We start from the raw sequence: 26,627 nt of genomic DNA on the forward strand, positions 1-26,627 counted from the left end.
TAAATCTTTACAGGAGGTGATCATCATGGAATGGGACGTCATTCGATCGTTACCGTGGCAGTTAATGATTCCTGAATTCATCCTTCTAGGTGCGACCATTTTACTATCAATTATCGATTTACTCACATCCAAGCGAAAATACAAATTTCTGTTTCCGGCCATCACAATCATTGCTATACTTGGAGCGATATTTGCGTTATTTCAACTTCTTTACGAACCGGGAGGCACGATTTTGTACGATACGTTCCGTTTAGACATCATTGCTAAACTATTTAAACTCGTCATGTTAATCGGGGCTGTATTGATCTGCCTGTTTACGCTAGAAGAAAAAGACGGTAAACACCGAGTTCAAGTGACTGGTGAATACTATTATTTATTGCTTGTTGCTTTACTCGGGGCGATGATGCTCGCATCCAGTGGCGACATTATTACCTTGTTCGTGAGCTTGGAGCTTTTAGCCATTCCTGCCTATATTCTCGTGGCTATTCGCAAACATCAACAAAGCGCGTGCGAAGCAGGGTGGAAGTTTTTCGTCAACGGGGGAATTGCCTCAGCGTTCATTTTATTTGCCTTTAGCTATTTATACGGGATGACTGGGTCAACAAACTTAGAGGAAATAGCTGCTTTGCTAACTGGTGTGTTAAGTGGTGAAACGCATTTTATCGTCGCGCTATCATTTTTCATGCTGCTTGTTGGAATTGGTTTTAAAATATCGTCTGTTCCGTTTCATCTTTGGACACCGGATGTGTACGAAGGTGCTTCTTTTCCGATTACCGCCTTTTTAAATACGATTTCCAAAATGGCCGGATTCGTCTTGTTAGCCCGTATTTGTTGGACAATTTTTGTCCATATTCCGATCGGAGGAATGATGTCGGAAGGGTTTTTATCGTATATTCAACCGTTTGTCGTCACGATTGCCTGTGTATCGATGATTATCGGTCATATCATGGCATTGCGACAACTACATTTAAAACGGATGTTAGCTTATTCGAGTATTGCCCACGGTGGGTATGTCTTGGCTAGCTTTGCGGCGCTATCTCCGTTTACGTTTGAAGCGATGTGGTTTTATTTAACGGTGTATACATTTATGACCATTGGTGTATTTGCAATCTTGCAGTTGTTAGAAACCAAAGAAGGGTCGGTGGAACTACAAACGGTGGCTGGCTTGTACGAGCGGGCACCCGTTCTTACGGTTTTGCTCAGCTTCTTTATTTTATCGCTTGCGGCCATTCCAGGCACGGCCGGATTTATTGCAAAAGTGGAACTGTTTCTTGCGCTCTTTACCGCCGAAGGAAACTTATCGGTTGTTGCGATCGTTATGGGGTTAAGCACTGTTCTGTCACTCGTGTACTACTTCGGAGTACTCGTCCAGCTATACTTTCGAAAATCTGAACAAACGGGAGCATTGGCGATATCGTGGGGAAGTAGAATCGCTATCTTCATTTGTTTTCTTGCGATGATTTGGGGGCAGTCAGCAATTGCTTTTTAGCGAGATTTGGCACATATGGATCCCAAGAAGGCACATAGAAGTGTAATATTTGCACATAGGCTGCCCCGATAGGCATATGATGGCCTTACAAAACTAAAAAAATGAGAAAACTGACTTTCTGCTACATATGTCGAAAGTCAGTTTTTTTACTGCGAAAAATCGCTAACATACTTAGAAATATTTTTGTAATAGAATATGAATAAAGTTCCAAAAAAATAAAATCACTTTCAATCTTTTGGAAAAGCAAAGCTGTGGTACAATGTAATTTGGTTATTTTTTGAAAGGAGGAAAGGTCGGAATGTTAGAGACGTATGGGTACCAAGCATTGTTTAGTATGATGTCACATCTGTTTTTTATTGCGATCACCTTTTATGCTTTACAAGCGTTGAATTTTGAGCGCTTTCTACGGTCAAATCGAGTATTTCAAGCGCGAATGTTATATATATTGTTAACGATTGCGATTGGTTCTACTGTAAGTAATTTTTTTCTTCAATATTTGCTTTGGTCACAACAGCTACCTTTCCTTGTCCAATTTGTGAACAGTTTATAAAACTTAGGACTTCTTACATGTTTTCATTTGGAAGTAAGTTGATTATCATGTAAGTTGCATGCTATTATTTTAACTTGGGTGAGTGCAAAGTTTTCACTTCCCTACATAAGCGCAATGTCAAACGTTGACGACAATTACCATGTATGCTCCTTCCCATCTTGGAAAGAATGTTGTGTAAAGGGGAGGAGTCGGAATGAAAGGTAATTGTTTCGGTTTGCTTGCACTTTTTTTAGGTTATATTCTCTTCTATATTGGGAATAGCACTGTAGCAGCAGTAAAATACGATGATTTGTTCCAAATCGTTCAAGCCGTTCGTGCTGAACAAGGTGTCATTTCTGAATGGTCAATACACAGCAGAAGAGAAGTCGACATTTTGTCGAAACATGACTTTCAAGAGATGGCTGAAACGGTACAGCACCAATTTTCAGAAATGGCTTGGGAATGGGAACAATCAGGAGATGAATGGAAATTGATTGGTACATTTACCAATCAGCAAATGAAGGAGTCTGTGCAGCTCTTGTCGAAAAAACACGATGGGCGTCGTTATTCGTATGTCACGTTCCAATTAATTGGTACACAATGGACAGACGAAACAAAGTCGTTCATTGAAAAGACTTGGAACAATTGCATCAAAAGATTATTTGGTAATGACGTGACCGTTTTCTCTTATGTCAAAGGAACGTTTTCTCCATCTGCCACACATTTGTTACAGGAAAAAGCTGCACATATACTACAACGATTAGAAGCAAAAGAAACCGAATCATTAAAAGAAGACCGATTTGTATCCATATCGGCCTATTCCAAACGCTTTTCACAACAAGTACCGTCATCGAATAACGATATGAATATACAAATTGGGTTACGACAAGAAGGAATGGGCGTTGAAACAACCTTCGTGATTGGCACACCCATTCTAACGATTGAATATTAATATAGAGAAAATGGACGCGGAGGGGAATACTTTGGAAAAGATCATCGTCCGCGGCGGACAGAGGCTAAACGGCACCGTAAAAGTAGAAGGAGCGAAAAATGCCGTATTGCCTGTTATCGCTGCAACATTATTAGCTAGTGAAGGAAAAAGTATAATCCGTGATGTACCCACTCTCTCCGATGTATATACGATTAACGAAGTGTTACGTTGCTTAAATGCGGACGTAACGTTTTCGAATCATGAAATCATTGTGGATGCATCAAGAGAGTTATTAATTGAAGCACCTTTTGAATTCGTACGTAAAATGCGTGCATCTGTCCTTGTGATGGGTTCATTACTCGCTCGTAAAGGAAGTGCTCGCGTTGCACTGCCTGGTGGTTGCGCGATCGGTTCCCGTCCAATTGACCAGCACTTAAAAGGCTTTGAGGCGATGGGTGCCGAAGTAAAAGTTGGTAATGGATTCATTGAAGCGAATGTTCAAGGTAAACTAAAAGGCGCTAAAATATATCTAGATTTTCCAAGCGTAGGGGCGACAGAAAACATTATGATGGCCGCTACGTTAGCAGAAGGAACAACCATTATCGAAAACTGTGCGAAAGAGCCAGAAATTGTCGATTTAGCGAACTTCTTGAACAAAATGGGAGCCAAAGTCAAAGGAGCCGGTACCGAAACGATTCGGATTGAAGGAGTCGAGCGGCTCTATGGGGCAGAGCATAGTATCATTCCTGACCGCATTGAAGCAGGAACATTTATGGTCGCTGCTGCCATCACCCGTGGAAACGTTCTTGTCAAAGGAGCAGTGCCTGAGCATTTATCCTCTCTTATTGCAAAATTAAAAGAAATGGGTGTAACTGTCATCGAAGAAGATGAAGGCATTCGCGTCATCGGACCAGAAAAATTAAAGCCTGTTGACGTAAAGACAATGCCTCATCCAGGTTTTCCGACTGACATGCAATCCCAAATGATGGCATTGTTATTATGTGCAGAAGGAACGAGCGTTATTACAGAAACCGTGTTTGAAAATCGTTTCATGCATGTCGAAGAATTCCGTCGAATGAATGCCCAAGTGAAAATTGAAGGGCGAAGCGTTATTATTGATGGACCTTGTAAGTTACAAGGAGCCGAAGTGGCCGCAACCGATTTACGGGCAGCCGCTGCACTAATTATCGCTGGTTTAGCAGCGGAAGGATATACGCGCGTTACGGAGCTCAAGCATTTAGATCGCGGATACGTGAACTTCCACGAAAAATTAAGAGCACTTGGTGCGGATATTGAGCGAGTAAAAGAAGAAGAAATCGTCGTGGAAAAAATCGTTACGGATTTAAATGCGTAACATGGATTTGTCTGATATCTGACCATTTTTTTAATATGGAAACACAGATGTGTAGAAAAGACAGCCGACTTGTTTCGACAAGATGCGGCTGTCTTTTCTTTTTTTATCATAATTGCCTGTCCCACCCCATACATATGAAATGAGTGAATGTTTTTTCAGAAAAATTGTAGAATTGGAGGCATCAAGCATGTTAAAGGTAAAACCGATCATCATAATCATTAGTCTACTCATTTTTGTAATCATTTGTGTCCCAGCGCTTGTCGTTCTTCCATTTGACTCAAAAGAAGTAGGACAACTGCTTGATGAGCATTCAGAGAACCAACCTGCTCAAACACCCGAAACGGAAGACGATATTGAAGTGGCGGTCTATCGTTCCCAAAAAGGTCTCGTCGAAAACTTACCGTTAGAAGAGTATCTTGTCGGTGTCGTGGCAGCTGAAATGCCCGCCGATTTTGAAATAGAAGCTTTAAAAGCACAAGCTTTAACCGCGCGCACCTATATCGTCAACCAACTGCTTCATCCAACCGAAGACGTACCGAACGGAGCCATCGTCACGGATACACAAATGCACCAAGTTTACAAAAATAAAGATGAATTAAAAAAAATATGGGGAGACGACTACGACTGGAAAATCGAAAAAATCACCCAAGCGGTGGAGGAAACAAAAGGGCAAATTATTACCTATAACGGACAACCGATTGCCGCCGCGTTTTTCTCTACGAGTAACGGATATACAGAAAACTCGGAAGACTACTGGGAAAACGAATATCCGTATTTAAAAAGTGTCGAAAGCCCATGGGATGAAACCTCTCCAAAATTTATAGATAAAATAACGATTCCGGTGGAGCAGTTTGAAAAATTGTTAGGAGTCACCTTGCCAACGGACGGATCGGTCGGAAAAGTCATTGAACGGACAGAAGGAAACCGGGTTGGAAAAATCGTTATTAACGGAAAAGAATTTACCGGTCGCGAAGTACGGGAAAAGTTAAATTTGAAATCATCTGATTTTACATGGGTTCGAAAAGGGGACCAAATGGTCATTACGACAAAAGGTTACGGACACGGTGTCGGCATGAGTCAATACGGAGCAAATGGCATGGCCAAAGAGGGGAAAACGTATGAAGAAATTGTCAAACATTTTTACAAAGGTGTTGAAATCACTTCTACCGATTCGTACGAAACGAAAATGACGGCGAAGAAATAAAAAGCGAGCTGATTCTAACCATGGGTGTAGAATCAGCTTTTTAAATTTAAGGTTCTACCCTAAAAACTAAAAAGCAAAACATAATGAAACCTTTTCTCTTGTATCTCGTATATACAAACGAGGTGAACGTGATTGAATATAGAGTTTCTGTTCGATGCTCCAGAATTAATGGTAACCATTCACATGTGTTACGTGATTAGCTTATTCTGGCTTTTACATATATGGAAATCTTCGAGTTCGTTTCAGGTGCACTCAGACGCTTGGCCTATCACCATAGAAACGAGAAGCGGACGAATTCTTGAACAATTCGTATGGCCATCTGGGTGGATGCTCCCTTTTCTCGTTCAAACTGTAAAGAAAAAAGAGGGAGTGGATAATGAATCGGATTGCGTTTTCCTTCTCGCTAACTAATCCATAAATGAGGAGGAAAACGATGAAAATCTTCAACGTTGTAGCATTTCTGTTCGCACTTACTCTGTTAACAGGTTGTAATATGATAGACAGTGAAAATAGTGGTAGTTGGTTCTTAAATCTATTTGTCAATCCTTTTTCGGTCGGCATTGAAGGAATGGCTACCGTATTCAACGGCAATTACGGGCTAGCGATTATCATGATTACGGTAATAATCCGTTTTCTATTAATGCCGATGACACTAAAGCAGCAAAAACAAAGTAAGCTCATGAAAGAAAAGTTAGATGTGATTAAACCGAAATTAGAGGAAATTCAACAAGAATTGCAAAAGGCCACGACTCCAGAAAAACAGAAAGAACTCCAATTAAAAACGGTCCAATTGTATCAACAACACGGCGTGAATCCGTTATCGATTGGCTGCTTACCGATGTTGATTCAAATGCCCATTTTAATGGGATTGTATTACGCCATCTCACATTCGGAGAACATCGCTTCCCACTCATTTTTATGGTTTGATTTAGGTTCTCCGGATCTATTGTTAGCCTTCATCGCATCGGCCGTTTATTTTTTGCAAATGCATCTTTCGTTAAGAAATGTTCCAAAGGAACAGCAAAGCCAAATGAAGATTATCGGATTCATCTCACCATTGATGATCGGCTTTATATCAATTGGAGCCCCAGCAGCGTTACCTTTATATTGGATGGTGGGCGGGATATTTCTTATTTTCCAAACACTAATTGCCCAAAAGTGGTTTCTTACTTCAAGGAATCGTTCCGAAAACGTACAATAAAAAATTGGGTGACCTGATCAAACTTTCCCCTGTTCAGGTCACCCTTTCTTTGTTTTCTTCCATCCAACTAGCAAACGATTGTATTTTCTTACCGAACCATGAACGTGGGTTTTTAAAATAAAAACGACTGACAAACCAAAAACTAAAGGCTACGCCAGTTAAGTCTTTGGCGGCATCGATAATGGACGCGGATCGGTATGGGACGAACGCTTGATGGATTTCGTCTATAAATCCGTAAAAACTGGCGACGATAGCTGCCAAAATATGAGCTGTTACCGTTAATCGACGGTTTACTAGTAACGCTGCGATGAACATGAGGTACAAAAGTCCAAATTCAACCAGATGAAGCGATTCTTTGAACCACCGATCAAGCCATTCATTTTCAAGGGCAATTACCTTGTCATCCGGATGGCTCGATAAGTACCAGATCAGTCCCATATAGATGAACGGAGCCACCGTAAACAGTAATCGAATGAAATGTTTCATTTTCTATCCACCTTTTCTTTCTCTATGGTTATATTATTGTACCATGTCTTCTTCAGAAAACTTTTTACATAAATCGTACAGTTTTGACAAAGAATAATAGAAAAAAATTTTTTTCAACAGGTATATATTTTTCCTCTTGTGTTCAAAATGGTTGCTGAGGTGATGAAAATGAGAGAGGAAGAAAAGAAACGATCTTCTCAAAAGTGGAACATGCAAAGCTTCTTTAGAAAACGTTGGGTATTTCCAGCCTTGTATTTAGCGCTAGCAGCCATTTTGATTTCTGGTATTCTTTGGTACCAAACAACTGGTGATGATGTCACAGAGCCACAAGATTACGGTAGCTATGGAGATGAAGATTTACAAAGCGGTAAAGGCATCGACAATCCAGCAGTAGAAGTAAACCGTGCCGTGGAAAACATTTTAATGCCTGTGGAAAATGAAGATGAAGCCCAAATCGTGACTCAGTTTTACGACTTTAACGGTTCAGAAGAAGAGCAAGTAGCCGCACTCGTAGTTTATAAAAATAATTACTACCCAAGTCAGGGAATTGATATTGGAATGAAAAACGGCGAGTCATTCGATGTATTAGCGGCACTTAGCGGAACTGTCAAAGAAGTCAAAGAAGATTCATTCTTAGGGAATGTCATTGAAATTGAACACGACAACGGAGTCGTCACTCGCTACCAATCTGTAAAAGACATTGCGGTAGAAGTTGGTGATGATGTAGAACAAGGTCAAGTCATTGCAAAGGCTGGAAAAAGCGAATTTAACCAAGAAGCTGGTGTGCATGTCCATTTTGAAATCCGCAAAAATGACGTAGCTGTCAATCCGTTAGACTACTTCAACAAATCTCTTTCTTCACTCGACGAAGTAGGACAAGCGGAAGAACAATCTTCGGATAAAGAAGAGACAACCGAAGAAAAAAGTGCGGAAGAAAACGAACAATCCTCTGATTCCACATCAGACAACGAATAAATTACGAGTCTGTCCATTATTCGGACAGGCTTTTTTTGTGGTCAGTAGGAGTAGTAGCCCAGTGTGAAGGGGGGCGGATCCTGATATGAGCCTATTTTTAAAATCTATACCTAAAACCACCTCTATGAGCCAAATCGGTGTTCTATGTTCCAAATTTGGCAAGTTATAAGCCACTCGTGAGTTCCTCATTTGTCAAATTATGTCTTGCTTAATAAAAAAATTGTCTATGGATTGCCCTTGACGAATTGGGAACAAAAATTAATAATGTAAAATATAGAATTTTCTAAAGATTGAAATTATTAATTGTGATAGCACTTTCTTTGAAAGGAGGATTGACGTGCTTGATTTTATCCTGTTAATGGCGATAACCGCAATTTCACTCATCCTAGCCCTTAAGTACAAAAAGACGTTTTTTTTAGCTATTCCGTTTTTATCAATTTTTATTTATTTTTTTATTCAAATCGTCTTAGTGCCCGCACCGTTTTGGGAGACGGTCAAATTTATTTTCTCGCTAACGTAAAGCTTCTTCCGTTTTTTCTCCATGAATTTCTACAGTCATTTCTTCACTCAGCTTCTATGAATCGACACGTTCATCCATATGTAATTTTTTTAAAAGAAGGCTATGTTATATGTCATTGTTGATTTTTAGCAAGTTATTCACACGGCGGCGACTTCAGCGGGAACAAGAAGCCGCAAGACCCTTACTTGAGTGTTGCGAGGGAGCGGCTTGCGGATTGCCCGCGGAAAGCGTCCGCCTGCAGAGAAATGTATAAATATCAACAGTATCGGTTTAACAGTGCCTAAAAGAAAGGAGACCTAATATGGAAAAAATGGATCCACAGCTCGTGAACAAGTATGTAAAAGAAAAAACGGTATATCTATGTCTTTATTTGTTTATATGGTTTGCTGTTTCATTTGGCATTGTTCTGTTCGCAGAGCCGTTCTCGCAGGTTACGTTTAACGGTTTACCGTTCCATTATTTCATGGGCGCCCAAGGTTCTATCGTAACGTTTATCGTTTTATTATTTGTTAACGCCAAAGTAAGTGATCGGTTAGATGAAAAATACGGACTTGTTAATCGTGTAGAAAAAGTAGAGACCTCAGGGAAAGCGGTTAATAAGTAGCCAAATGAGACAAAGGGGGGAATACAATGGATACACAGTTTCTTGTATCAACGTCCATTATTTTAGCCACGTTCGCGTTGTATATTGGAATTGCCATTTTTAACAAAGCCCGTGCAACATCCGACTTTTACGTCGCAGGTCGGGGGGTTCCGTCAGTGTTTAACGGGATGGCCATTGGGGCCGACTGGATGAGTGCCGCTTCATTTATTGGACTAGCCGGAACGGTGATGATTTTAGGTTATGACGGCTTAGCTTACATTATGGGTTGGACAGGCGGTTATTTACTCCTTACCTTCTTACTTGCACCACATTTACGGAAGTCCGGTCGCTACACAGTACCGGAATTTATCGGAGACCGGTACAATAGCCATTCCGTTCGCGTCATTGCGGCCATTTGTACGATTATTATTAGTTTTACATACTCGATTGGACAGCTGTCAGGGTCAGGGGTCGTGATAGGTCGCTTGTTTGAAATCGATGCCAAAATTGGGACGATGATTGGTGTTGTTCTAATCGCCTTTTACGCGGCCTTTGGCGGAATGAAAGGAATTACGTGGACACAAGTCGCGCAATATTTAATTTTAATCATTGCTTATCTCATACCAGTTATTTTTATGTCCTTGCAACTGACTTCCAATCCCATTCCGTGGATTTCTTATGGAGAAATTGTCGGTAAAATGGGCGAAATTGATCGGGAACTGGGAATCTCTGAATATTTTGCGCCGTTTGAAAATGGGACAAAGTGGCAGTTTTTAGCCTTGCTGTTTACGTTAATGGCTGGTACTGCTGGACTTCCACACGTCATTGTCCGTTTTTATACCGTATCCACGATGAAAGCGGCACGTTGGTCTGGTGCTTGGGCGTTGCTCTTTATCGGTTTATTATACTTATCTGCACCTGCTTACGCTGCGTTTTCTAGGTTCATTTTATTAACAAAAGTGGCAGGAAGTAAAATATCGGAACTGCCAGCGTGGACGTCGACATGGGTCGATACTGGTAAACTACAAATCGCCGATAGCAACGGGGACGGTGTTTTACAATGGCAAGAAATGATGATTTCCAACGACATTGTTGTGATGGCAACACCGGAAATTGCCAACTTAGGCGTATTTGTAATCGGTCTTGTGGCTACGGGTGCAATGGCTGCTGCTTTGTCCACAGCAGGCGGATTAATGATTGCGATATCCTCTTCACTTGCCCATGACATTTATTATCGGGTCTTTAAGCCAGACGCAACAGAGAAAAATCGATTAGTAGTCGCTCGGCTATCGATTGCAGCGGCAACCATTTTTGCTGGGTTAGTTGCCTTAAATCCACCGGGAGTAATTACCCAGATCGTCGCGTGGGCGTTTGCGTTAGCGTCAGGTACGTTCTTCCCAGCACTCGTTCTGGGTGTTTGGTGGAAACGCTCCAACGCGCAAGGAGTCATTGCGGGAATGGTCATTGGTCTTATTGTGACGTTAAGCTACATTTTCTTAGCCAAATCTGGATGGATGATTTTAGGAATTAAAGATACCGGAGCAGGAATTTTTGGAGCTCTTGCTGCGTTTGTGGCCAACATCATTGTATCGCTTTTAACTGAAGTCCCTTCCAAGGAAAAACAAGACGAAGTCGTCAACCTACGCTATCCAGAAGAAGTCGTCTACAAGGACGGTGAAGTGTGGCTAAAGAAAACCGTATAGTTGTTTCAAGCGGTCATCTTGTTGAGGTGACCGTTTGTCTATTTGTTGCGCTTGAAAAAAGCTGGAAGAAACTGAAAACCAAGTGGGTACAAGTGCAACGAAGGGCGGGATGTTCTCTTATTCTAAATGCTCATATCTGTCTCTTAAACGTAATATTTTTGCTCTCGAATTGCTCTTATCAAGTGCTCAAAAACGTTCCAATATTTCCTCTTCGCTTTTGCTAACATTCCTAGGTTGTTGGTCCGTTTAGACGTTATTTTTCCTGAAAAATTTTTATGATCTTCTCTCCTTGGAACAAAATTTCGAAAAATCGTGCAAACCCCTTGTCCTTATTGTGTTTTTTGCGAATATATTTTCATCCAAGCTAATAAAATGTTACAAACCTGACAAAATTAAAGAGAGTGTTTGAGGTGAGGAATCGTAGAAAACCCGTTTAATCAAGTTATAGATATGATTATTTGCTGTAATGACAGGAAGTAGTTTACTTTCTGCCGCATACATACGTCATGCGGGATTCAGTACTTCAACGTAGAAAGCGAGTCTCATTTCACACTTCTCTCATCCAATTTAGGGAGGGCGAGTGGTGTGCACGATTACATCAAAGAGAGAACTATCAAGATAGGAAAGTATATCGTGGAGACGAAAAAAACAGTTCGCGTGATCGCCAAGGAGTTTGGCGTATCCAAAAGTACTGTCCACAAAGATTTAACGGAAAGGCTACCTGAAATCAATCCAGAACTAGCTAGTCAAGTAAAAGCCATTCTTGATTATCATAAATCGATCCGTCATCTACGTGGAGGGGAAGCAACAAAGCAAAAGTACAAAAAAGAGGAACAGTACAATAAAAGCACAATTAAATAATGGGATGTAGAGGTCCTATGAAAATAGGTCCTCTTTTTTTTGAAAGGTTATGATAAATTTCATTGTTGATTTATAGCAAGTTGTTCACACGGCGGCGACTCCAGCGGGAACAAGAAGCCGCAGGACCCTTACTTGAGCGCACCGAGGGAAGCGGCTTGCACCTTGCCCGCGGAAAGCGTCCGCCTGTAGCGAAATGAATAAATATCAACAGTATCGTTTAATAGAGCCTTTTGAAAAAAGCATGTGAGCTCACATCCAACATGCTGACGAAATTTTGTCAGACGTCTGAAAACTTTTTTACATCTCCCCATTTTTTAAGGAAATGAACTATGCTAAAATAAACAATTAGGGATAAAAATAATTAACGTTGGAAGATGATGTATTTTTTGTCATAAATAAGTGATAGTAGTTGTTTTGTGGAATAAAGGTGTAGGAAGGAGCTATCTAGGCATGTTTTCTAGAGATATTGGAATTGACTTAGGTACGGCAAACGTATTGATTCATGTAAAAGGTCGCGGCATTGTGCTTAATGAACCTTCCGTTGTGGCGATTGATAAAAATACAAACAAAGTACTTGCAGTCGGTGAAGAAGCACGGCGCATGGTCGGCCGCACACCAGGAAATATCGTGGCGATTCGTCCGTTAAAAGACGGCGTTATTGCTGATTTTGACGTCACAGAAGCGATGCTTAAATATTTTATTAATAAGTTAAACGTGAAAGGGTTTTTATCGAAGCCGCGTATTTTAATTTGCTGTCCAACGAATATTACGAGTGTTGAACAAAAGGCAATTAAAGAAGCGGCGTACAAAAGCGGCGGGAAAAAAGTATACCTCGAAGAAGAACCAAAAGTTGCGGCGATCGGTGCGGGCATGGATATTTTCCAACCGAGCGGAAACATGGTCGTTGACATCGGTGGCGGCACAACCGACGTAGCCGTTTTATCCATGGGTGATATTGTTACTTCCTCTTCGATTAAGATGGCGGGCGATAAGTTCGATATGGAAATTCTAAATTATATTAAGAAAAAATATAAATTGTTAATCGGTGAGCGGACAGCTGAAAATATTAAAATTAATATCGGTACCGTATTCCCGGGATCTCGTAAAGAAGAAATGGATATTCGCGGCCGCGATATGGTGACAGGTCTTCCACGTACGATTACCGTAAACTCTGAAGAAATTGAAGGAGCACTTCGTGAGTCGGTATCAGTTATTGTACAAGCCGCGAAAAACGTACTGGAAAAAACTCCACCAGAATTGTCTGCGGATATTATTGATCGTGGCGTTATTTTAACAGGTGGCGGTGCATTGCTTCACGGCATTGACCAACTGTTAGCAGAAGAATTAAAAGTTCCGGTATTCATCGCGGATAATCCAATGAACTGCGTAGCCATCGGAACAGGCATTATGCTTGAGAATATAGACAAGATTTCAGCAAGATATCTAGGCTAAGAGAAAGGGGCGACCTTTCTCTTTTTTTACAATGACACTACCCTGAAATAATTGTGGATAATTTTTACTGTTATTCGGAATGCTCTTAACAGGATGAACATTGCTCTTTGTGTTTCCGTTTTTCGCTGTTCTTTTTGTAAAGGCTATGTTATATGTCCAAGTTATTCATATGAAGCGAAAGGCGGCGACTCCAGCGGGAACAAGAAGCCGCAAGACCCATACTTGAGCGTAGCGAGGGAAGCGGCTTTCCCGCGGAAAGCGTCCGCCACAAGCGAAATGTATAAATATGAAAAGTATCGTTTAACAGACCTTCATGCCAATTGCCATTAGCACATCGATGAATGACCATACGTAAGAGATTATTTTACGTAGATCACTAATAGTATTTTTGGCCTAGAAATGGAAATAAATTGGCCAAAATTAGGATACCGCTGTTCCAAAGAATGGCTTATAATAAATATGAGATATTGTAACGGTTTGAGGTGAATTTTATGTTCCGCGGCTTTTACACGGTAGCGTCCGGTATGATTGCTTACCAACGAAAAGCAGAAATGCTTACGAATAATATGGCGAATGTACATACTCCAGGCTTTAAAGCCGATCAATCAGCGATGCGCGCGTTTCCAGAAATGTTATTAAAACGAATCGATGAAATGACGATACCAACGGAAAAAAAGCTTAACATCTTAAAAACACCGACAGTTGGTTCACTAAATACTGGAGTTTATATGCAAGAAGCGATTCCGAATTTTAAGCAAGGGGACTTACAAGAAACGTCGCTTCCTACTGACCTTGCCTTACTCGATGTGCTCGTTCCTACATCAGAAGAGACCGGTTTAAATGGAGCGTTGTTCTTTACCATTCAACATCCAACAGACGGTCTGCGCTATACGAGAAACGGAAACTTTACCATAGATCCTGAAGGGTTTTTAACGACATCTGCCGGATGGTATGTGCTGGATGACGAAGGGAACCGCATTCAACTACCGAATGATGATTTTATGGTCCGACCGAACGGGGTAATTGAAGCGAACGGTCAAGAAATCGCCCAAATCGGTATTGCCTTTGCGGAAAATGTGCATGCGTTACAAAAAGATGGCGAAGGGCTGTATCGTTTACCTGAAGGAACATTACCAAACGCCAATGAAGTGGACGGTGTGCAATATCAGTTACGCCAAGGGTTTATTGAACGATCCAACGTCGATCCAACGCGGACGATGACAGATTTGTTAACCGCGTTCCGAGCCTTTGAAGCGAATCAAAAAGTGCTCCAAGCATACGATCGAAGCATGGAAAAAGCGACGAACGAAATTGGTCGCATTGGTTAAGGCGCATCAATTAGGAGGAAATAACGATGAATCGAACGATGATCATAGCATCAAATACGATGAACCAGCTCCAACAACAATTGGATATCATTAGCCACAACATAGCAAACGTGGATACGACCGGATTTAAAAAACGCACGACACCATTTAGTGAACTCATGTATCAACAGTTTAACAATCAGCCGAATCTAGAGAAAGAAGTAGGCCGTCTGACGGCAGAAGGTATTCGTCAAGGCACGGGCGCAAAACTTGCTCAGGCAGCGCTAGTATTAACACAAGGCACATTAAAACAAACTGGTCGTGACTTAGACGTCGCTATTTTAGATAAACGGCAATTTTTCAAAGTACTCGTTGCTGACGAGGACGGTGGTACGTCCATTCAATTGACACGAGACGGTGCGTTTTACCTATCACCGGTTGGGGAAAATCAATTCATGCTTGTGAACGGAAGCGGATTACCCATCGTTGATGTGAATGAAAACATCATTACCTTCGGGGCTGATGCCAAAAAATTTACCATTAGCAATAATGGCGACTTCACTGTCCAATACGATAATGGCGCACAAGAAACGTTTGAACTTGGGATGGTTTCGATTTTAAGGCCGCAATTTTTAGAGCAAAAAGGAAACGGACTGCTCGGAATGCCGGAAAACGTGAACGAATTGGGTGAAGATGTATGGGTCGATTTAGTAGGTGAAAATCGAACGGACATTCAAGTCGCTCAAGGAGCTTTAGAACAATCGAACGTTGATTTAGGAAAAGAAATGACGGATATGCTACAAGTACAACGCTCCTATCAGTTTCAAGCGCGGGCGATTTCCATAGCCGATCAAATGTTAGGGCTGATTAACGGCATCCGTTAAAGGAGGCGACATGACGTGGCAGAAGAAGTTCAACAAATAGTGAAAACAAGGGAAGAAGTGAAAAAAGAAAAGAAGGAAGGCGAACCTTCTTCCCGTACGAAAAAACGAGTTCGAGTTCGCTTAATTCCAATTTGGTTACGTCTAATCATCGTGGTCGTTTTAACATTCGTTTCCTTGGTGGTAGGTGCTGTAGTCGGGTACGGGGTCATCGGTGACGGAAAGCCAAGCGATACATTCAAAAAATCCACATGGACGCATATTATTGATTTAGTGAATAAAGAATAACGCCGTGGAACATTAGTAGGTGTTGTAGGAGGAATGTTCATGCTAGATGTACAACAAATTAAAGAAATTATTCCCCATCGCTATCCATTTTTATTAGTCGATAAAATATTAGAAATTGAAGAAGGCCAGCGTGCGGTTGGGATAAAAAATGTTACGGCCAATGAAGAATTTTTTAACGGTCACTTCCCAGACTACCCGGTGATGCCAGGTGTTCTCATCGTTGAAGCTTTAGCCCAAGTAGGCGCAGTTGCGATGTTAAAAAAGGAAGAAAACCGTGGACGGCTTGCCTTTTTTGCAGGAATCGATAACTGCCGCTTTAAACGCCAAGTCAAACCAGGCGACCAACTTCGCCTTGAAGTCGAAATGATTCGCGTTCGTGGCTCTATGGGTAAAGGAAAAGGTGTCGCTACAGTCGACGGCGAAATCGTCTGTGAAACAGAAATAATGTTTGCGCTCGGTGACAAACAATAACGTAAATCCCCCAAAGTGTTTTGGGGGATTTTCTTATTGATATGTGTATTAAGTGTGGAAGCAAAGTGTCCAATAGGAAGTTTTATGAGCCAATGGCGGTGTCAATGTACCAAAATAAACGTTTTATGAACAAAACCAAAGTTCTATGTGACAAATAGGGCTTTATGTGTAAAACCATATTAATAAATAACAACTTTCAAAAATTAGTTGTCATAACTTCGTCGTTTTGGGTAAAGCTAACAAAAGACCGAATGACGGTCAATAATAAGAATAACTTAATGAAAGGGGTATAACGATGAGCAAACGTTTGTTACACATCATCGGTGGCTCAGCACTAGCGGCGATGCTCATGATTGGCTGTGCCCAAAACGACCAAGAACCACCTCCGCCAGCTGACGACGTAGTTCCAGATGTTGAAGAAGACATTAATGACGATTTAAATGGTGATGATCAAGACATGATGGACAACAATGGAGACATGCTGGATAACAATGATGCAGAGAACGATGTCAACACACCTGGTGATGAGGATCCGACTCTAGACGATAATACGGAACAAGAGGAACTCATCGAGGATGAACGTGACCGTGAAGATCAAAACAATGTAGATCAATAAAAGTGAAGCAGGGATGAACCCTGCTTTTCTCATTTACAGTCTTAATAAGAATCGCTATAATAAGGTAAAGTTTGAAAGGATATGGATGTATTACCATGAATTACTCTGGTCATTATTGTTTAATCATAGTACTTTTGGTAATGTAGATATGATATAGTAAAAAAGGTGAAAACAGTATTGATTAGGGGGTACTTAAAATAGATGTTAAAAGACTTAGCTTCTGGAATAAAAATCAGCATCACTCGATCCATCATGACTGTTTTTGAACAATATATGGCAAGCATTCAATGGGATGAAGATAAATATAGCTTAGAGGATTTTATTCAAGCGTGGCGTATGTATATTACCACGGCATCGACTTGGTACGATAAAGTGAGTGATGAAATCAAAGCGAATCCATCGTTTCATGAAGAACTAGCCCAAAAAATTAACGAAACGATTGAAAAAATATTAACAACCCCACCAACCAACGAACAGATGGAAGAAATTAATAGGCTTCAAAACGAACTCGGTATTGAAAAGGATTACTCATGTAAAGCAGAAGCGAAATACGTCCTTGACGTGCTCAACGAAGAAAAAAAGAAGCGTGAACAACATACAAAGTCAACTCCTGCTTAAAGCGGGGGTTTTTTATTTATTATGGTTGGAAACAGTCTTTTCATTCGGGAACCTTGACCTCAGATGAAATTTTCCCGGAACCTAACCCAATCCCCAGAAGAAAAAAGCTAACCCAACCAAGCTTCACAGCGATGTTGAGTTAGCTTTTTGATTGTTCTCGCTCTTTTAGGCGCGGCTTTTCTTTCATTTTTTCTTTAAACGTATTGACAAGTGTTTGACCGGACAATCCTTCGTCGACTAAATTTTGTAACAATAGTTCTGCGTATTCACTGCGCGCTTTTTTGAGTTTTGCTTCGAATAAGATGCTGAGGTGTTCATCCATTTTTTTTACGCAACGGATATGGCAGGTAAACAGAGCAGGATCGTTCGCTGCGTGAGTGATGACGACTTGTACTTCGATATCGTTTGGTTGTTGTTGCAAGTCGCGGAAGTAATCGTAGTACGACCCATCAATAAAGGCTTCGATTAACCATGTCCGATTTTCATCTTCCTTATTAATAATCAACCCATCGATCAATTCAATATTTCGAAGTTGATGCTCTTCGACGATGTGCAGCGAAATGATTTTAAAAGTTTTCATATCAATCCTCCTTAAGGAGTGTGAGGTAACGTCAACGACATTTCACGTCTAGATTTGAATTGATTATACCATACAAACTGGAAAATACTAAATGTTCTAATGAATGAAAGCACACGTGTCGAACGATGAAAAAAAATGAGGAAAATGGTAAAAATCGATTTTTAGATTCAATCTACGTTTAAAATTTGATTTTCGCTAAGGAATTAAGTCATATTCACCTAAAAAGAGGCTCGAAAATCGAAATTTCCACATTTTACTATGCATCATAAAGCAAGTATGATGGAACTAACTTAGACGGAATGAGGTGAGATAGTAATATGATTAACCAGGTGACCTTAGTCGGGCGATTAACGAAAGATCCTCAACTTCGGTATACCTCGGAAGGCCGTGCGGTATTAAATGTGACGTTGGCGGTAAACCGGCCGTACCGTAATGAAAATGGGGAGTCAACAGCAGATTTTGTGTTATGTACCTTATGGAATCGAACGGCCGAAAACACGGCTAAATATTGTCAAAAAGGATCTGTCTTAGGTGTTACCGGGCGGCTTCAAACGAGAAACTATGAAAACCAAGAAGGGAAAAAAGTGTATGTTACTGAAGTCATCGCGGATTCAGTCAAATTTTTAGGGGGAAAGCCTGCAGAAGATCGTTCGCTGCATCCGTTAGAAAAATAGTGGCAGCCCTTATGTGCACAAGCCCCCGACAAAGGAGGTGATGCCACGAAAAGGTTGGTGTAAGGAGGTGTGTTCAGGTGGAACCGATGTATCAACAAATTCGACGTACCGAGCTTCTTGTCCAAGATTTGATCCGCTTAGTCGCTAAAGCGCACGACCGAATATCGCAATTAGAAGCGCAAGTCACCGAGTTAACTGACAAAGCTCGTCAAAGTTGATTTGATTCATTCACATACTTGCCCCAAGAGAGAATCGTTCCTTGTATATCCCCTCTACGTCCTCGCAAATATAGCCGGCATCGTCCTTCCCGCCGGCTTTTTTCTTTAAATCTTTTCTTTTTTAAAAAACTGCGTTAAATGAACAAGTTGCTTCACCGATAAGTCCCGCTTTTTTTGTGGAAAATGATAAATCTCGACTAACGATTGTTGCAGCTCTGGATATTCCTTTAACAATTGATGAATTCGCTCTAAATCGGATTTTTCGAACCGTTCCCGCAGTACAGAGGCAGACGACTGAACGGTCTCTTCATCGGTAGGAAATAACGTGGTAATCGGCGCATCGTATACGTGTAAAATTTTTTCAATCATTTCCGCTGGAATCGATTGTTGGCCGTTCTCATAACGAGACAATGTCGCACGGGAAATGTTTAACCGTTTCGCGGCTTCTTCTTGTGTCAATCCTCGTAATTTACGAAGTTCCGTAATTTTATGTACAAGGGACATTCATATTCACCCTTAATCTTTCAGACATTATTATTTTCAAGATAACGGTTTTTCCCGTTCATTTCCTGCAGATGTTCATAATATGAACGTCAATTTATGTTCATTTTTAAAAGCTCGCGAAAAAAAGATGAAGGAGATACGAAAAATTTGTAGAATAGTATGGAAGTAACAGGAAAATTGTACCATTTTCAATTATTTTGTAGGCCAAAAGGAGGGTGTCATGCTGGTGAAAAGAAATATTTTACTTCGATCCGATGATGCATTGCCGCCACCAAATGAAAAATTTAGTCTCATTATGAAAGGAAAGAAAAATTTAAAAAGCGGATGGGTTATTGCCCCCAGCCTTTCATTTGCAGAAGCGCTTCAAGGAATTGCCTTATCGGATACAATGCTATCGCGTGAAGAACCAACTCCTTACCTGCGAATACCTCTACAGTCACCAAATTCCTGCCTGAAAGTTTGTATTCATACGTATCATGTCACCTGGGAAGTTCTTGTGACGATGGATGTCATGAAACGAATGTTAACGATTGAACAGATTTTTCCCTCAACACCGAAAATACCGGAGGAGATATTAGAAGAGTTGTATTCTTGTTTTCTTATTAAAAAAGGTTCCTCGATCATGTGGTTAGGAAAGTGGAAGCAACCAAACGATCACAAAAAAGAACGGCTTTACTCTTTTCATATCGAAAGAGAAAAGCCGTCTCCATCCTCTTAAGTTAATGCGAGTAAAGAATAAAGTTCCTCGTCTGAGAGTTCTGTGACCCATTGCTCGGATTGAATAATTTGGTCATTTAACGATTGCTTTTTTTCAAGCATGATGTCAATTTTCTCTTCTAATGTGCCGACAGTAATCAATTTATGAACGTGGACAAACCGTTGTTGACCTATTCGATAGGCACGATCGGTCGCCTGATGTTCAACCGCCGGATTCCACCACCGATCATAATGGATGACATGATTCGCTGCCGTTAAGTTGAGTCCCGTTCCTCCTGCTTTTAAGGATAAAAGAAAAATCGGAAATTCGCCTTCTTGGAATCGTTGTACATAGTCATCTCGTTGTTGTTTGGGCATGCTCCCGTTTAAAAACGGGACGTCTATTCCGAAGTGTTTTTTGATGACTTGTTGAATTATTTCACCCATTTTCAAGTATTGGGTGAATAGAAGGCACGCTTCGTTTTGATCGAGACAAGCGGTAATCAGGTCCAACGTTTTTTGTAGTTTTTCGGATCGTTTTAGCAAATTGGCTGGCGCTGTTTCTTTTAAGTAAAGGGCCGGATGGTTACACAACTGTTTTAATTGATTGAGCATTTGCAACACTTTCCCTCGACGTTCCAAACCGGTTAACGTTGGTATTTCCGCAAACGTATCTTGAATGAGTTGTTCGTACAGGGCTGCTTGTTCATCCGTTAACGGACAATATTCTTTTTGTTCGAGCTTATCCGGTAAGTTCAAGGCTACTTCTTTGTCCGTTTTTAAGCGGCGGAGGAGGAACGGACGAATGAGCTTCTGCAACGCCTGGATACGGTCCACTTCTTCGTCGCGTTCAATCGGAACGATAAACCGTTTTTGAAACTGGGCAAACGATCCTAAATAGCCGCGATTCATAAAGTCAAAAATGGCCCACAATTCGCTCAACCGGTTTTCCATTGGCGTTCCTGTTAACGCAATATGGTGCTGTCCTTTTAGCTTTCGGATGGCTCGGGATTGTTTCGTGTTGGCGTTTTTAATGTTTTGTGCTTCATCTAAGGCAATCGTGCTCCATTTTACGCTTGAGAGTTCATCAAAATCTAAATGAGCTAAGGTGTACGTCGTCAAAATGACATCAGACGAAGCGGCCCATGTGGTAAAATCTTCGCCTTTTGTCCGGTGACTTCCGTAATGCGTCCCGACACGAAGGGAGGGAGCAAATCGCTCAAGCTCCCGCTGCCAGTTTCCAAGCACCGATGTCGGGCAAATGATGAGGGCAGGAGTGTCGGGAGCTTCTTTTTCCCGTACGTGTAACAAATACGCAATCAATTGAATGGTTTTTCCAAGACCCATGTCGTCAGCTAAGCAAGCCCCAAAGCCGTGTTCGCGTAAAAAATAGAGCCAGCTCATTCCGAACTGCTGGTACGGTCGTAAGGTCGCTTGTAAGTCGAACGGTGTTGGCAAAAGCGGAATGTCTTTAGGATTCGTTAATTGGCGAAGCCATTGTTTTAACGAGCGGCTTAACTCAAATTGCAATTTAGCTAATTCGCGTTCGTCTTCCGTATCGGTTACAACGAGCGGTTCGTCGCCAAGTTGTTGATGGAGCAAGTCGGACATCGAAACGCCTTTCTCCTTCGCTTCTTCCATCAATATTTTCAACCGTTGAATCAATCGATGGTCTAATTGCACCCATTGGCCATTGATGCGCACAAGATTTCGTTTTTCGTGAACGAGCTGTTGAAATTCTTCTTCAGACAACTCTTTCCCGTTAATCGACAAGCGCCAATCAAAATCAAGGAGCGCATTCATTCCTACATACGACCGGTACGTCTCTTGTTTGACCGTTGCTTTTACTTGCACGGAGGCTTTTCGAATCGATTCCCACCAGGACGGAAGGAAAATCGGTACCCCAAGAGCGGTTAATGTTTCGCTAGAAGACGATAAAAAGGTCCACGCTTCTTCATCCGATAAGCGGTCTTTCATCTGGCCATCTTCATAAAGCCATGGAAACAGACGCTCCCAACGGGTTTGTTCTTGTTCGACAGCTCGAATATGTTTTTTCCAACCGCGTGGCAACGAACTCGAAAGGGGAAAAATGGCTTCACTGTTTCGTTCTTTTAAAACGGTTTCCAAGTGCCATTCCGTTGCGCCTTCTTCCGGCTCGGACAATCGTAGCCCAATGGTAAACGGAAGCGGAGTGTCATTTCCTCTCAGCCATTCCTGCCATTTTTGTTCATCAAAGTAGGCGACAATTTCTTGCGGAGAAAGCTGTTCTTGGGCCGCGTGCTTGTTAACAAGGTTCTCCATACTTTCTGTCACAATCGTTTGTAAAAATAATCGTGCCGATTGCTCTTCGCTTTTAATTGTCCAGACTTTTTTGTCATCGACTTGAGCGAACAGTTCTTCCGGTAGGCTCCAAAGTAGTTTGGTCCCGTCTTCGCTGACTGTCGGCTGAACTTTCGCATTTTGTATGGCCTTATAAACATCTGGTCCTACGTCATGGAGAACTTGTAACGGTTCATCCCACTCCCACGGTAAAAAGGAGTTATACGTTCGGCGTCCGAATAGAGATAACAGGTCCCAGGCGCTAATGACGAACCCGATATCCCGCCCTTCCGTTTTGGTTTCCAGCATCGATCCGTAAAAGCTTTCCTCATGCCAAATAAACAGCTTTTTCAAATTCATCGTTCCGATATGTTCGTTCGGAGTGTAAATGAAATAACGGGAACGACTTAATTTTTTTATAGACACGAACAGTATATTAACCGTTAACATGCGTTAATTTTCCCCTTTCTAGTTCCTCCTGAAACGCGCGCAATCGTTTTGTTTCCTCTTGAAGTGTAGTAAGGAAGAGCTCCCACTGGTCAAGCCGTTTTAATTTTTTATAAATGGTATGTAGTTTTTTTATATATTTCACCGCTAGTTTGTAATGCTGCCGGGTTCGCTGATTGACATGATAGTGTACGGTATCATGGTAGAGCGGAAGTAAAAGCTCCGGTGCTTCCTTTTGAATCGTTCGTAATTCTTCGGTAGGAAGGTCGTCTGCCCGGTGGCCCATGTACAGCTGCAATTCAACCCATTGTTGATAGGCTCCTTGCTCATATAACAAGTCGCTATAGTGATAGTAACTATAAGGAAGAGTGACGCGCATCAACCGTTCCATTTGCTTCGGATGTTCGTTTACAATGCCGTACCGTTTGAATTGTTGAAGAAGCGACTGGATGTACCGAGTTCGTAAATAGTTCGTTTCCAGCGTTTGTAAAAAGGGCTCAAGCGAATGTTCGATCCACGTTAACAATCGGCTCATACGCTTAGAGTCATTCAATGAAGCCAACCATTCAATCCACCACGACACATAATAAAGAACATCAGGCGCAGCAAGGGAAAAGAATTTTTCCGCCAAGTCGTCATTTTTTAAAAGAAGCGAATGATGGACGTTTGCCAAAATATTAGGCATCCGCAGATCCTGTAACGTCTCCATCTCTTCCTGCCGCCAAGTAGCTTTGGTAAACACATCCGTCCATAAAAAGCGATAGACGTCGAAGTAAAACGGGAAAAGATCATCATCCCATGCTATAAAGTCTCGAGCCCACGTCCGAAGTTCCGAAAGAAACGGATCAAACGAAAAAGGTAGAGGATGAGGAAGGTTGTTCACGGCTTTTTCCGCCATCTCTACTAAGTAATGAAAATGGGAAAACACACTGCGCTCCAATTCATTTTTAGAAAAATTCCACGTCCGTGTTTCCTCGCGTAACTGATGTAAGAGCCAACAAACGGAATATAAACGGTATAACTTTTTCATTTCCTCTTCGACGGGCTCAGTTTGTCGAATCCGTAAAAAATACGAGTCGAGGAGGTTCATCAAAAGGTAAGGATTTTTCTGGACAACGGCCGAATCGAACGTCGCAAATGCCTCGGTTAACCGTTCGTTCCACGCTTCGACCGAATGGGAGCGAAAACGTTGTTCTTTTTGTTTTAACAACGTAGACGCTCGTTGAAGTTGCGAAAAAATGTTTGTAGTCGAACGAGACTTTTTCCATTCTTCAATCCAACGCGTTACGCTTTTTGACCGGCTGTATAACGAAAAAAAAGCCGCCAACAAGTGCGGACAATCCGGTTCCTTACAATCACAACGAGACAAATAAAAGTCATCCACATCAATTGAACCAGTGAACTTCGTGCCGTAATCATCTACATAGAACTTTAAAAATAAGCTTTCATGTTCGTCGCTCCACTGTACATGTCGTTTATGATATAGATAAAATGCCCTATTTACCTTTTGTTGATCCTTCACATCGGAAGAATCTAACCGCTCCTCCCAATACGTTGCCCACTCATCTAATACGACCGCACGTATCAACCAAAACACCTCTTCACGAAAAATCTCTCCCCATTATATCACACGTCAAACGCGAAATATGTCATCTTCTTGGTGGACAATTTATTCCAAGTATGTCCATATACAGAGACACTCACACCTAGCCTTCATTAAATGTGGAATTTTTCGGAAGTGCCAATCCCAAAAAAAGAAACCGCCTGCGTGATCAGGCGGGTAACTTTTGGGAAGTAGAAAAAATTTTCAAAGTGGAAATAACGTGCTTAGTTGGCCGGTTACTTACTCGAGAAGCAGAATTACTTACTATAGTCGGAAAAGAAAATTACTTGCTTTTTAATAAAGTAAAAAAATTACTTGCCGATATAGCTCCCCTAAAAGGTACGAGAGGAGACGGAATGTACATCGTTTCTCCGGTAAACACGTTCACTCCTGGTTGGGACACTTTTTTGTCATTTTTCCAATAAAAGTTTTTGTTTTTCGGGTAGCGGAATTCGACGCCGTCCTTTTTGGCGACCATGACGATATTTTCTTGATCTGACGTATCGAGGGAGACATCATACCCTTGTTGCTTAAAATACGTAACCCCATCGACGAACAACACATTCGTTGCATGCTCTAAAGACAGGCCTAAAAAATGGGCGACCTTCTTCGCTAAGTCGATATTGTTGAGAAGCCCTGTTGGTTTTTCCGGTCCATACGCATATAAAAACACGTCTTCTCCGGTATGGCCGTGAGTGGTAAAGCCGAGATGGGCTCTTTTAGCCATGATGTCGGCTAATACTTCTTCGATATGGGTCGCATTAGCAATCCGACCCCATTCATCGATGGTTAATTCATTTAGTCCATACAATTTTACCACTTCTTTTAAATTCCCTTTGTCTTCGTCTAATTGGGACAAAGCCCCCGTTACGGTGAGCTTTGCTTTTTTTAACGGACCAATCACCTTGGATTTTGCTACTGTTTTATAGGTGTCATCCGTATCCGGATTGCCGATTGTCAGCCCACCTGTACCGTGGTCCGTAACGGCAATAACGAGCGTATTCCCGTCTTTTTTCGCAAACTTAATAGCTTCGCCTACCGCTTTATCAAATGCAAGTACTTCACTCACCATACCGACTGGGTCGTTTTTATGCGCCGACCAATCGACTTTGCTTCCTTCGACGAATAAAAAGAAGCCTTGTGGGTCTTTTGAAAGAAGGGAAATCGATTTTTCCGTCATCTCCGCTAATGACGGTTGAGGAAGGTCGAGGTATTTGCGGTCGATGTCATATGCCATATCGCTATCGGCGAACGTTCCCCACACAGGAAGTTGCTTGACCGATTTCAGCTCATTCCGCGTTGTCACCACTTGATAGCCTAAGTTCTCGAGTTCGCCCCACAAATTTTCTCCATCTTTTCGCCCGTGAATCGGTTTGTCTTGAGGATAACCTTTCCGTAGGCCCGGATGATCTTTTTTCCATTCGTTTTGTGGAATTAACGGCCCTTTTCCGCCTCCTAACACGAGGTCGAGTCCTTGATACACTTGCTGTTCAGCAATGTCATCGAAATGTTCCCGATTTGTTACATGGGAAGAAAAAGCGGCAGGCGTGGCATGCTGAATCGGGGAGGTGGCTACCAATCCAACCGCCATCCCTTTTTGCTTCGCTCCTTCTAAAACGGTAGCCACCGGCCGGAGATAAGCAGGAGTTTGAACCTCTTTTCCTTGAAACACCGGCACAAGTCCCACGACATCCGCCATTGTTTTCTTGCCTGTAGCCATGGCTGTCGCTGCTGCGGCAGAATCCGTAATGATAGATGACTTAGAATACGTTTGTACCCCGCCAACTAACAGCTCATCTAAAAATAGAGGGTTTCCTTTGTACCATCTTGCTAACGTCACTGCATCTGCGCTCGTCCCGTCCATTACCATAAAAATAACGTTACGTTTTTGTGCTACTTCCTTCCCTTGGGCTGGTATACTAGAAGACCAACTAACGGAAAAAACAACAAATAAACACACGATTTGTAGAAAACGACTCATACAAGCACCACCATTATAAATTTGTACTGTATTACATTTTTGTTAAGCTTTTGGATATTAGTTTATTGATTTGACCAGATGTTATACAATTAGTACTTGGATGAATGGATGGGGCAAAACAGAAGACGGGGGGATT

Annotated in this window: 29 protein-coding genes; 23 read left to right on the forward strand and 6 right to left on the reverse strand. The window is 41.7% G+C overall.

Translation table 11 applies throughout. From position 1 onward, the window contains the following. Positions 1-25 precede the first annotated feature (25 nt). The 7 genes from H0Z31_00895 (at position 26) to yidC (ending at position 6,708) form a co-directional block, all read left to right on the forward strand. Positions 26-1,489, forward strand: a complete 1,464-nt coding sequence (locus H0Z31_00895; protein ID MBO8175994.1) for an NADH-quinone oxidoreductase subunit N — start codon at positions 26-28, stop codon at positions 1,487-1,489. Positions 1,490-1,787: 298 nt separating this feature from the next. After that, entirely contained in the window at positions 1,788-2,039 is a 252-nt protein-coding gene (locus H0Z31_00900) for a DUF1146 domain-containing protein (protein ID MBO8175995.1), read from the forward strand. 193 nt (positions 2,040-2,232) lie between these two features. After that, positions 2,233-2,970, forward strand: a complete 738-nt coding sequence (locus H0Z31_00905) for a YwmB family TATA-box binding protein (GenBank protein ID MBO8175996.1) — start codon at positions 2,233-2,235, stop codon at positions 2,968-2,970. Positions 2,971-3,001: 31 nt separating this feature from the next. After that, entirely contained in the window at positions 3,002-4,303 is a 1,302-nt protein-coding gene (gene murA, locus H0Z31_00910; protein MBO8175997.1) for a UDP-N-acetylglucosamine 1-carboxyvinyltransferase, read from the forward strand. 187 nt (positions 4,304-4,490) lie between these two features. Beyond that, positions 4,491-5,507 (forward strand): stage II sporulation protein D, encoded by a 1,017-nt coding sequence (spoIID, locus tag H0Z31_00915; GenBank protein ID MBO8175998.1) that lies wholly within the window; start codon positions 4,491-4,493, stop codon positions 5,505-5,507. Between the two features lie 132 nt (positions 5,508-5,639). Then, positions 5,640-5,918: a hypothetical protein gene (locus tag H0Z31_00920; GenBank protein MBO8175999.1), complete on the forward strand. Its 279-nt coding sequence runs from the start codon at positions 5,640-5,642 to the stop codon at positions 5,916-5,918. A gap of 22 nt (positions 5,919-5,940) precedes the next feature. Continuing rightward, positions 5,941-6,708 carry a membrane protein insertase YidC gene (yidC, locus tag H0Z31_00925; protein MBO8176000.1) on the forward strand — a complete coding sequence of 256 codons (768 nt, stop codon included), beginning with the start codon at positions 5,941-5,943 and terminating at the stop codon, positions 6,706-6,708. Positions 6,709-6,741: 33 nt separating this feature from the next. On the opposite strand, the gene vanZ is transcribed toward yidC, so the two are convergent. Next, positions 6,742-7,194, reverse strand: coding sequence for a VanZ family protein (gene vanZ / locus H0Z31_00930; GenBank protein MBO8176001.1), 453 nt, complete (start codon positions 7,192-7,194; stop codon positions 6,742-6,744). A gap of 168 nt (positions 7,195-7,362) precedes the next feature. On the opposite strand from vanZ, the gene H0Z31_00935 reads away from it, so the two are divergent. The 13 genes from H0Z31_00935 (at position 7,363) to H0Z31_00995 (ending at position 17,469) form a co-directional block, all read left to right on the forward strand. Beyond that, positions 7,363-8,169: a M23 family metallopeptidase gene (locus H0Z31_00935; GenBank protein MBO8176002.1), complete on the forward strand. Its 807-nt coding sequence runs from the start codon at positions 7,363-7,365 to the stop codon at positions 8,167-8,169. A 337-nt stretch (positions 8,170-8,506) separates the two neighbouring features. Next, positions 8,507-8,689: a hypothetical protein gene (locus tag H0Z31_00940; GenBank protein ID MBO8176003.1), complete on the forward strand. Its 183-nt coding sequence runs from the start codon at positions 8,507-8,509 to the stop codon at positions 8,687-8,689. Between the two features lie 109 nt (positions 8,690-8,798). Then, positions 8,799-8,942 carry a hypothetical protein gene (locus tag H0Z31_00945; GenBank protein ID MBO8176004.1) on the forward strand — a complete coding sequence of 48 codons (144 nt, stop codon included), beginning with the start codon at positions 8,799-8,801 and terminating at the stop codon, positions 8,940-8,942. 48 nt (positions 8,943-8,990) lie between these two features. Continuing rightward, positions 8,991-9,293: a DUF4212 domain-containing protein gene (locus tag H0Z31_00950; protein MBO8176005.1), complete on the forward strand. Its 303-nt coding sequence runs from the start codon at positions 8,991-8,993 to the stop codon at positions 9,291-9,293. Positions 9,294-9,319: 26 nt separating this feature from the next. Next, positions 9,320-10,975, forward strand: a complete 1,656-nt coding sequence (locus H0Z31_00955; GenBank protein MBO8176006.1) for a cation acetate symporter — start codon at positions 9,320-9,322, stop codon at positions 10,973-10,975. Positions 10,976-11,560: 585 nt separating this feature from the next. Further along, complete coding sequence (spoIIID, locus tag H0Z31_00960) at positions 11,561-11,836, forward strand: sporulation transcriptional regulator SpoIIID (protein MBO8176007.1); 276 nt, start codon at positions 11,561-11,563, stop codon at positions 11,834-11,836. Between the two features lie 450 nt (positions 11,837-12,286). Beyond that, on the forward strand, positions 12,287-13,288 hold the full coding sequence (locus tag H0Z31_00965; GenBank protein MBO8176008.1) for a rod shape-determining protein: 1,002 nt from the start codon (positions 12,287-12,289) through the stop codon (positions 13,286-13,288). Between the two features lie 491 nt (positions 13,289-13,779). Next, positions 13,780-14,616 (forward strand): flagellar hook-basal body protein, encoded by an 837-nt coding sequence (locus tag H0Z31_00970; protein MBO8176009.1) that lies wholly within the window; start codon positions 13,780-13,782, stop codon positions 14,614-14,616. A 26-nt stretch (positions 14,617-14,642) separates the two neighbouring features. Then, a complete protein-coding gene (locus H0Z31_00975; protein ID MBO8176010.1) occupies positions 14,643-15,479 on the forward strand; it encodes a flagellar hook-basal body protein in 837 nt (278 codons plus the stop codon). 39 nt (positions 15,480-15,518) lie between these two features. Further along, on the forward strand, positions 15,519-15,764 hold the full coding sequence (locus H0Z31_00980; GenBank protein MBO8176011.1) for a DNA-directed RNA polymerase subunit beta: 246 nt from the start codon (positions 15,519-15,521) through the stop codon (positions 15,762-15,764). A gap of 39 nt (positions 15,765-15,803) precedes the next feature. Then, on the forward strand, positions 15,804-16,235 hold the full coding sequence (gene fabZ, locus H0Z31_00985; protein MBO8176012.1) for a 3-hydroxyacyl-ACP dehydratase FabZ: 432 nt from the start codon (positions 15,804-15,806) through the stop codon (positions 16,233-16,235). A gap of 295 nt (positions 16,236-16,530) precedes the next feature. Then, positions 16,531-16,851 (forward strand): hypothetical protein, encoded by a 321-nt coding sequence (locus H0Z31_00990; GenBank protein ID MBO8176013.1) that lies wholly within the window; start codon positions 16,531-16,533, stop codon positions 16,849-16,851. A gap of 201 nt (positions 16,852-17,052) precedes the next feature. Then, positions 17,053-17,469: a hypothetical protein gene (locus H0Z31_00995; protein ID MBO8176014.1), complete on the forward strand. Its 417-nt coding sequence runs from the start codon at positions 17,053-17,055 to the stop codon at positions 17,467-17,469. Between the two features lie 139 nt (positions 17,470-17,608). Here the strand turns inward: H0Z31_00995 and H0Z31_01000 are convergent, their stop codons facing one another. Further along, complete coding sequence (locus tag H0Z31_01000; protein ID MBO8176015.1) at positions 17,609-18,049, reverse strand: YwpF-like family protein; 441 nt, start codon at positions 18,047-18,049, stop codon at positions 17,609-17,611. A 317-nt stretch (positions 18,050-18,366) separates the two neighbouring features. Here H0Z31_01000 and ssb point away from each other — a divergent pair, with 317 nt between their 5' ends. Both ssb and H0Z31_01010 read left to right on the forward strand, forming a co-directional pair. Continuing rightward, on the forward strand, positions 18,367-18,723 hold the full coding sequence (ssb, locus tag H0Z31_01005) for a single-stranded DNA-binding protein (GenBank protein ID MBO8176016.1): 357 nt from the start codon (positions 18,367-18,369) through the stop codon (positions 18,721-18,723). Positions 18,724-18,800: 77 nt separating this feature from the next. Next, complete coding sequence (locus H0Z31_01010) at positions 18,801-18,941, forward strand: hypothetical protein (GenBank protein ID MBO8176017.1); 141 nt, start codon at positions 18,801-18,803, stop codon at positions 18,939-18,941. Positions 18,942-19,046: 105 nt separating this feature from the next. On the opposite strand, the gene H0Z31_01015 is transcribed toward H0Z31_01010, so the two are convergent. Next, entirely contained in the window at positions 19,047-19,445 is a 399-nt protein-coding gene (locus H0Z31_01015) for a helix-turn-helix transcriptional regulator (protein MBO8176018.1), read from the reverse strand. 220 nt (positions 19,446-19,665) lie between these two features. On the opposite strand from H0Z31_01015, the gene H0Z31_01020 reads away from it, so the two are divergent. Next, positions 19,666-20,163: a hypothetical protein gene (locus H0Z31_01020; GenBank protein ID MBO8176019.1), complete on the forward strand. Its 498-nt coding sequence runs from the start codon at positions 19,666-19,668 to the stop codon at positions 20,161-20,163. On the opposite strand, the gene H0Z31_01025 is transcribed toward H0Z31_01020, so the two are convergent. The 3 genes from H0Z31_01025 to H0Z31_01035 all read right to left on the reverse strand — a co-directional run bounded on the left by H0Z31_01025 (position 20,160) and on the right by H0Z31_01035 (position 26,491). Further along, entirely contained in the window at positions 20,160-22,910 is a 2,751-nt protein-coding gene (locus H0Z31_01025) for a DEAD/DEAH box helicase (protein MBO8176020.1), read from the reverse strand. The genes H0Z31_01020 and H0Z31_01025 overlap by 4 nt on opposite strands. Next, positions 22,897-24,495, reverse strand: a complete 1,599-nt coding sequence (locus tag H0Z31_01030) for a hypothetical protein (protein MBO8176021.1) — start codon at positions 24,493-24,495, stop codon at positions 22,897-22,899. Before H0Z31_01030 ends, H0Z31_01025 begins: the two co-directional genes overlap by 14 nt. 298 nt (positions 24,496-24,793) lie before the next feature. Beyond that, on the reverse strand, positions 24,794-26,491 hold the full coding sequence (locus H0Z31_01035; protein ID MBO8176022.1) for an alkaline phosphatase: 1,698 nt from the start codon (positions 26,489-26,491) through the stop codon (positions 24,794-24,796). Between the last annotated feature and the right edge of the window lie 136 nt (positions 26,492-26,627).

It is taken from the genome of Bacillus sp. (in: firmicutes) (genome assembly GCA_017656295.1).
Lineage (GTDB): Bacteria > Bacillota > Bacilli > Bacillales > JACDOC01 > JACDOC01.

Excerpts from the sequence above, each read along its gene's own strand:
- H0Z31_00895 (MBO8175994.1), top strand. The coding sequence starts at position 26 with ATGGAATGGGACGTCATTCGATCGTTACCGTGGCAGTTAATGATTCCT.
- H0Z31_00900 (MBO8175995.1), top strand. The coding sequence starts at position 1,788 with ATGTTAGAGACGTATGGGTACCAAGCATTGTTTAGTATGATGTCACAT.
- H0Z31_00905 (MBO8175996.1), top strand. The coding sequence starts at position 2,233 with ATGAAAGGTAATTGTTTCGGTTTGCTTGCACTTTTTTTAGGTTATATT.
- spoIID (MBO8175998.1), top strand. The coding sequence starts at position 4,491 with ATGTTAAAGGTAAAACCGATCATCATAATCATTAGTCTACTCATTTTT.
- yidC (MBO8176000.1), top strand. The coding sequence starts at position 5,941 with ATGAAAATCTTCAACGTTGTAGCATTTCTGTTCGCACTTACTCTGTTA.
- vanZ (MBO8176001.1), bottom strand. The coding sequence starts at position 7,194 with ATGAAACATTTCATTCGATTACTGTTTACGGTGGCTCCGTTCATCTAT.
- H0Z31_00935 (MBO8176002.1), top strand. The coding sequence starts at position 7,363 with ATGAGAGAGGAAGAAAAGAAACGATCTTCTCAAAAGTGGAACATGCAA.
- H0Z31_00945 (MBO8176004.1), top strand. The coding sequence starts at position 8,799 with ATGTCATTGTTGATTTTTAGCAAGTTATTCACACGGCGGCGACTTCAG.
- H0Z31_00950 (MBO8176005.1), top strand. The coding sequence starts at position 8,991 with ATGGAAAAAATGGATCCACAGCTCGTGAACAAGTATGTAAAAGAAAAA.
- H0Z31_00955 (MBO8176006.1), top strand. The coding sequence starts at position 9,320 with ATGGATACACAGTTTCTTGTATCAACGTCCATTATTTTAGCCACGTTC.
- H0Z31_00965 (MBO8176008.1), top strand. The coding sequence starts at position 12,287 with ATGTTTTCTAGAGATATTGGAATTGACTTAGGTACGGCAAACGTATTG.
- H0Z31_00970 (MBO8176009.1), top strand. The coding sequence starts at position 13,780 with ATGTTCCGCGGCTTTTACACGGTAGCGTCCGGTATGATTGCTTACCAA.
- H0Z31_00975 (MBO8176010.1), top strand. The coding sequence starts at position 14,643 with ATGAATCGAACGATGATCATAGCATCAAATACGATGAACCAGCTCCAA.
- fabZ (MBO8176012.1), top strand. The coding sequence starts at position 15,804 with ATGCTAGATGTACAACAAATTAAAGAAATTATTCCCCATCGCTATCCA.
- H0Z31_00990 (MBO8176013.1), top strand. The coding sequence starts at position 16,531 with ATGAGCAAACGTTTGTTACACATCATCGGTGGCTCAGCACTAGCGGCG.
- H0Z31_00995 (MBO8176014.1), top strand. The coding sequence starts at position 17,053 with ATGTTAAAAGACTTAGCTTCTGGAATAAAAATCAGCATCACTCGATCC.
- H0Z31_01000 (MBO8176015.1), bottom strand. The coding sequence starts at position 18,049 with ATGAAAACTTTTAAAATCATTTCGCTGCACATCGTCGAAGAGCATCAA.
- ssb (MBO8176016.1), top strand. The coding sequence starts at position 18,367 with ATGATTAACCAGGTGACCTTAGTCGGGCGATTAACGAAAGATCCTCAA.
- H0Z31_01015 (MBO8176018.1), bottom strand. The coding sequence starts at position 19,445 with ATGTCCCTTGTACATAAAATTACGGAACTTCGTAAATTACGAGGATTG.
- H0Z31_01020 (MBO8176019.1), top strand. The coding sequence starts at position 19,666 with ATGCTGGTGAAAAGAAATATTTTACTTCGATCCGATGATGCATTGCCG.
- H0Z31_01025 (MBO8176020.1), bottom strand. The coding sequence starts at position 22,910 with ATGTTAACGGTTAATATACTGTTCGTGTCTATAAAAAAATTAAGTCGT.
- H0Z31_01035 (MBO8176022.1), bottom strand. The coding sequence starts at position 26,491 with ATGAGTCGTTTTCTACAAATCGTGTGTTTATTTGTTGTTTTTTCCGTT.